Origin of the sequence: cf. Phormidesmis sp. LEGE 11477 (genome assembly GCF_015207105.1) — a bacterium.
GTDB lineage: Bacteria > Cyanobacteriota > Cyanobacteriia > Phormidesmidales > Phormidesmidaceae > Phormidesmis.
The window spans coordinates 1-5,585 of sequence record NZ_JADEXO010000196.1 but is presented as its reverse complement, the minus strand read 5'-3'; the positions used below and the strand labels follow the sequence as shown (position 1 = coordinate 5,585).

General features: G+C 49.5%; 6 protein-coding genes and 1 pseudogene. 4 read left to right on the top strand and 3 right to left on the bottom strand.

Annotated features, from left to right (window positions below; genetic code table 11):
* Positions 1-371: pseudogene (locus IQ256_RS28185) on the top strand (photosystem II q(b) protein); the annotation flags it as partial.
* Between the two features lie 92 nt (positions 372-463).
* Here the strand turns inward: IQ256_RS28185 and IQ256_RS28180 are convergent.
* The 3 genes from IQ256_RS28180 to IQ256_RS28170 form a co-directional block, all read right to left on the bottom strand.
* Positions 464-808 carry a hypothetical protein gene (locus IQ256_RS28180; RefSeq protein ID WP_193859010.1) on the bottom strand — a complete coding sequence of 115 codons (345 nt, stop codon included), beginning with the start codon at positions 806-808 and terminating at the stop codon, positions 464-466.
* 82 nt (positions 809-890) lie between these two features.
* Positions 891-1,154: a hypothetical protein gene (locus IQ256_RS28175; RefSeq protein WP_193859009.1), complete on the bottom strand. Its 264-nt coding sequence runs from the start codon at positions 1,152-1,154 to the stop codon at positions 891-893.
* Between the two features lie 186 nt (positions 1,155-1,340).
* Entirely contained in the window at positions 1,341-2,873 is a 1,533-nt protein-coding gene (locus tag IQ256_RS28170; RefSeq protein ID WP_193859008.1) for a Ppx/GppA phosphatase family protein, read from the bottom strand.
* 164 nt (positions 2,874-3,037) lie between these two features.
* Here IQ256_RS28170 and IQ256_RS28165 point away from each other — a divergent pair, with 164 nt between their 5' ends.
* From IQ256_RS28165 to IQ256_RS28155, 3 genes are all read left to right on the top strand, one after another.
* On the top strand, positions 3,038-4,498 hold the full coding sequence (locus tag IQ256_RS28165) for a DUF3375 domain-containing protein (RefSeq protein ID WP_193859007.1): 1,461 nt from the start codon (positions 3,038-3,040) through the stop codon (positions 4,496-4,498).
* Positions 4,499-4,516: 18 nt separating this feature from the next.
* Positions 4,517-5,119 carry a DUF4194 domain-containing protein gene (locus IQ256_RS28160; protein ID WP_193859006.1) on the top strand — a complete coding sequence of 201 codons (603 nt, stop codon included), beginning with the start codon at positions 4,517-4,519 and terminating at the stop codon, positions 5,117-5,119.
* The coding region (locus IQ256_RS28155; protein WP_193859005.1) for an ATP-binding protein at positions 5,088-5,585 on the top strand (498 nt) is incomplete at its 3' end. The genes IQ256_RS28160 and IQ256_RS28155, both read left to right, overlap by 32 nt.

The window sequence follows — 5,585 nt, the reverse complement described above, 5'->3', positions numbered from 1 at the left end:
AGTTTGGCCAAGAAGAAGAGACATACAACATCGTTGCAGCGCACGGCTACTTCGGTCGTCTGATCTTCCAATACGCATCGTTCAACAACAGCCGTTCGCTCCACTTCTTGTTGGGTGCATGGCCTGTAGTCGGCATCTGGTTTACTGCTCTTGGTATTTCCACGATGGCGTTCAACCTGAACGGGTTCAACTTCAACCAGTCCATCATCGACTCACAGGGTCGTGTGATTGGTTCTTGGGCTGATGTCTTGAACCGTGCGAACCTGGGTATGGAAGTAATGCACGAGCGCAATGCTCACAACTTCCCGCTCGACCTGGCTGCTGGCGAAGCTGCTCCTGTAGCTTTGACTGCGCCTGCAATCAACGCATAGTCGACTGTTCCTTGATTGGACAACTGAATAAACTGAAGAGCCCTCTGTACGCTGTACAGAGGGCTTTTTGCTGCTGACTCGGATGTAGAGAACTACAAGAGGGGGACTCGTCCGGTTGAGAATAGTTTGTAGCCGATTGCCATCACCATGAAGGCGAGAAAGAACTCCCACAGGCTAGTCGGATTGAGGATGGCGCGGCTGCTCATAAAGACCGCCAGAATACCGATTGCCGTCGAGACCCAGCCAATCTCTTTGAACTCATCGGGTAGGAAGACTATCGATAGTACGCCGATGGCAAGAAAGAGGACTGAGACATCGGCAGCAATCCCTCGCCACCAGTAGGGATAGACGTTGGTGGTAAATAAGATGTTGTGGCCGAGCAGGTAGATACTGTATATCAGCAGGCAGAAGCCAGTCAGCTTAACGAAAGCACGCATGAGAGATAGGGAGGGTAAGAGGTCACTTACGCTTAGAGCACCCACATCCATCGCTCGAAGAAACATCTGCGTAGAAGCATTGCTACGGCTGGTCTAATAGTGGCTCAGCGCTTTGAACCGCTCCCTGCTTCGACTTCATCTTCATCGGCCTTAGCAATAGCCAGCTTGCAAAGAAGAAAGTGGCTGTACATAGCTGAACGATATCAATTGCCGATAGGTAACCATCCATCAAGGCTGCCAACGTTCTGTCCGAAATACCGAACACCCAGGAAGCGGTCCCTATCGACCAGATTCCTGTTTTGAGTGTCCACAAAAAGTCTTCTGCTCCCGGTGGAATGGGAATCATCGTGCTCTTTCCTCTTTCTGCTGTTTTTGGCGCTGCCGCTTTGCAGAGCTTCCGTTTGCTTTAGTAACGTTTTGTTTAGTACTTTCGTTTTAACAGAGAAAAAGAGGGCTATGTTCTCTCCATAGGTAGGGATAGCCCTAACCCAATTTGCTTGCGGAATTATCTAGTAGAGATACCAGTTGGGTTTTATGCAATGTCCACACTTCGCTCTAGTGCTTTTTCCAAAATTTCGCGATCGCCCATCGCCGCCCAGATCCCAATATCCAAATCTCCCTTGCCTGAAACAGAGATCTTGATATCTTCGTCTGAAATCTCGCAGGCTAGCTTTTCAACCTGTTGATCTTTGGTTCTATTTAGGTTTGCCGCAATTCTTAGCAGTCCGGCAAGCACCCATACGATCTGCTGCTGTCGTTTGGATAGACGCCTAAACTGTCCGTGCTTTTTCTTCGGTCTAGCTTTGCGGTGATAGCGAATAACCTGACCGATCAAGACCATCTCTTCGTCAGTAAATCCGCGCGGATCGGCTTTTTTGAGGATGTAGCGAGAGCTCTTGTGGTAGCTCTTGAAAGAAAGGTACTGACCAATGTCGTGGAGCAAAGCGGCGTATTCTAAAACGTCTTTTTCTAATGAGCTAAGCTGATGGAGCGATCGCGTCTCATCGAATAGCTGCAGCGCTAGCTTAGCAACATGGCGATTGCTCTCCCAGTCCGACTTGTATTTATGGACAAGCTGAGCAGCTTTACGCTGACGCAGATCGCCTTCTACACGAAAGTCAGTTACATCTTTACCGTAGCGATCGATGTAGTCAAGAATCATGCCTTCGCGCAAAGAAGCATCGCACAGTGTCATTTCTTCTACATCGGCCATCTTGAGTAGCTGCGTGAGCAAAATACCGCCGAGATGAATGGCGTCACTACGCTTGCTGCTGATGCCGTCAACTTTTTCACGTTTGTTCGCATCGAGCTTGACTAGTTTCTCAGTCAGCTTTTCGAGGTCTTTGAGCTGAACGACCTCGGCGTTGACAGATTGTAGTTCGGTATCGTGTCTAGCGATGTAGGCGGCTTCGCCCAGGGTGCGGTTGGTCCCAGAAGTGCCAATGACGCGAGTAAATCCGATTTTTTTGGCTTGGGCGATCGTATCTTTGGCCAGAAAGCGAATGTGTGATTCTAGAACGCGGCGAGCTTCTTCGCCGATGGTGTTGTCCTTATCTTCAAACATGTCGAGCAGTCGAATCACGCCGAGCTTCACACTGGTGCCAAACAGAATATCTGTGCGATTGCCAACAACGGTCTCGGTACTGCCGCCGCCGATATCGATGACTAGGGCGTTTTCTTCTTTCTCCAAGGCGATCGCATTTCTCGCTGCCAAAAAAATTAGTCGCGCTTCCTCCTTGCCCGAAATGATGCGCGGCTCAATTTTGGTACGGCGAATGATTTCATTGAGAAAGCTTTCGCCGTTTTCAGCCTCACGGGTGGCGCTAGTCGCGACGGTGATAATGTCATCGACGCCGAGCTGATCGGCGAGCTGCACATAGCGCTCGATGGTATCGAGCCCGACTTGGTAAGCATGGTCGCTCAGCCGATTGTTAGAAAACACGCCGACGCCCAGCTTGGCCATTTCTTTGACTCGTTCAATCACCTCAAAATTTCGCTTTTGTAGCACATTGACTACAATCATGTGAATAGAATTGGTGCCAATATCAATCGCAGCCAGTTTCACGGCGGAAACCTCATCAGTAGCGTCTGTCTAAAGAGTATAGGAACTGTGCCACTATCAGAAGAAGCAAAAAGCAAGACATCTGGCCAACGACCGCTGAGTACTGAGCGGTTTCTCTATCCCGCTAAGCTAGTGATGACCTGTTGAGTGCAACCTTATGTAATCTTATGGACTATGAGCAAATCAAGTATGAATTAGAGAACTCGGCAACGCTAAAGCTAATGCGAAGCCGAAATATTGCTCTGATTGCTAGCTTTTTGTACAAGCAGTTTAAGGTGGCGCAGCGAGTGTCGATTCCTCAGATAGAGCTAGAGGAGAAGCTGGCTGATTATTCCACATACTTGCAGGGTATCTACTCTGAGCTATCACTGCAGCCACCGAAAGCCTACCTCAATGAATGGATCAATGCTCAGCTACTGCGTAAGACGTTTGCTAGATCAGGCGAGTCAGATGAACCCGTCTTTAGTTTGACACCCGAAGCAGAAAAGGCGCTGGCCTGGTTAGAAGACTTGCAGCAGCGCGACGAATTTATCGGCACAGAGTCTCGCTTTTTGCAAATTCTATCGCTGCTAAAAGAGATTAAGGAAGGGAGTACGGCGGATGTAGAAACGCGAGTGGCTCAGCTAGAGAGCGATCGCGATCGCATCCAGCAAGAGATCGATACTATCAGAGCAACGGGCGCGGTCGATCCCTTTAACGAAACGCAACTGCGCGAGCGATTTATGTCAGCCAATAGCCTGACTCGTCAGTTGATGAGTGACTTTAGAGCGGTAGAACAAAAGTTTAGAGAGCTGACTCGCAAGGTTCAAGCAGATCAGCTAGAAGCTGATAGCCGTCGCGGAACCGTCGTCGGCAAAGTATTAGATGCAGATGACGCCCTCAAAGAATCTGATCAGGGCCGTAGCTTCTATACCTTTTTTAACTTTTTGATGTCAGAGAGTAAGCAGCGCGAGCTGAAGGAGTCGATTACAGCAATCTATGAATTGGACGAGCTGCGATCGCTCACTCGCAACTACGGCTTTTTGCGTCGAATTATCCGTAACCTGCTCGACTCAGCCGACCACATCGTGCAATCCAACCAGCGCCTGACCGAGAAGCTTCGGCAGATGCTAGACGAGCGCAATCTTAGAGAAAATCGGCGAGTTGCAGATCTGATTGTCGACGTACAGCGCCTTTCTAGGCAGATTGCTCCTCAAGCCATCAATGAATCCGCCTTTTGGCGGCTAAACGGCGCTCCAAAAATCAACTTGATGATGGAGCGCCCGCTACATCCATTAGAAGATACAGAAGCCCCTACATTTGCCGATCTTGACTTTTCAGATCTCCTCGATCATGAACTAGAAGCAGAATTAGACGAACTCGCCCAGCAGTTTTATGTAGACGAGGCGCTACTAGCCCAGCGGATTGATCGGGCCTTAGAAGATCGAGACAATATTGCACTGAGCGAGCTATTAGAGTGGTATCCCGTCACGCAAGGACTGCCAGAAGTTGTCGCCTATCTCTCTTTGGCGACCAAAGCTGAACGGCATTCTGTAGAATTTAGTACAATCGACTTGATGAAGATCGAAGGCTTAGCACCCGACTCTTGGCTTCAGCTCAAGCTGCCGAAGGTCGTTTTTTATCGATAGGAGAGGATTTTTTTGGCCTTGAACAGCACCTTATCTGAGACTCCGCCCTATGCGCCTGTTTTGATCAAGCTTTTACAGGGCGTGGTATACAGCGACGACAATCCATACTGGGATCAGCTCCAAAGCTATCTCACCCCGGTGAGCGAATACTTCGGTAAAATTGGTCTACGGGTACAAAACTATGAGACTCAGGGATTCGCCTATCTAGAACAGCCCGATCCCGACCCTGATGATCCGCCAGCCGAGCGACTACCTCGCCTAGTGATTAGGCACCGATTAAGCTTTAAGGCAACCATATTTTATGTGCTATTGCGTGAGCAGCTCAGACAATTTGATGCGAGCGATGAGATTGGACGCCTAGTGCTAAGTATGGAGGAGCTGCGCGATTTGCTGCAGCCGTATCTGCCAGAAGGCAACAACGAAGTCAAGTTTCACATTGAAGTCAAAGCGCTGGTGAATAAGACCGTGCGAGAGACGGGTTTTTTGAAGAAGCTGACCGGAGACGATGATAATTATGAGGTCTGTCCGATTATCAAAGCCAAGATTGACGCTGAAATGTTGGAACGGTTGACACAAAAGCTAGAAGATTATGCAGACGATTTCTCTGACCCAGACGATTGAACCAGAAGATAGTAGAGCGCTAGCAGGCTTTCGGCTGCAGCGGCTAGAAGTGCTTAACTGGGGGACGTTTGATCGGCGGCCCTGGTTGCTGGAGCTCGCTGGGGGAACGGCGCTGCTAACGGGTGCCAATGGCTCAGGCAAGTCAACGCTAGTAGATGCGCTGCTGACGCTGCTGGTGCCTAACCGGGGGCGAAACTACAACCAGGCGTCAGGAGAAACTGGGAAGAAAAAAGAGCGGAATGAGAAGAGCTATATTCAAGGAGCCTATGCGCGAACCCGCTCAGAAGAAGCCTATGAGTCAAAATCTAAGTTTTTGAGAGAGAAAGGAGAGATCTCTGTACTGCTCGCTTATTTTGCGGATGCGGCGCTGCAAAAGCAGGTATCGCTGGCTCAAGTGCTGTGGATTGATAAAGGCTCGGTGAGAAAGTTTTATGCGATCGCCGATCTAGAAATGACGATGGAGAAC

Coding starts and splice junctions, on each gene's coding strand:
- IQ256_RS28180 (WP_193859010.1), bottom strand. CDS start 808: ATGCGTGCTTTCGTTAAGCTGACTGGCTTCTGCCTGCTGATATACAGT.
- IQ256_RS28175 (WP_193859009.1), bottom strand. CDS start 1,154: ATGATTCCCATTCCACCGGGAGCAGAAGACTTTTTGTGGACACTCAAA.
- IQ256_RS28165 (WP_193859007.1), top strand. CDS start 3,038: ATGGACTATGAGCAAATCAAGTATGAATTAGAGAACTCGGCAACGCTA.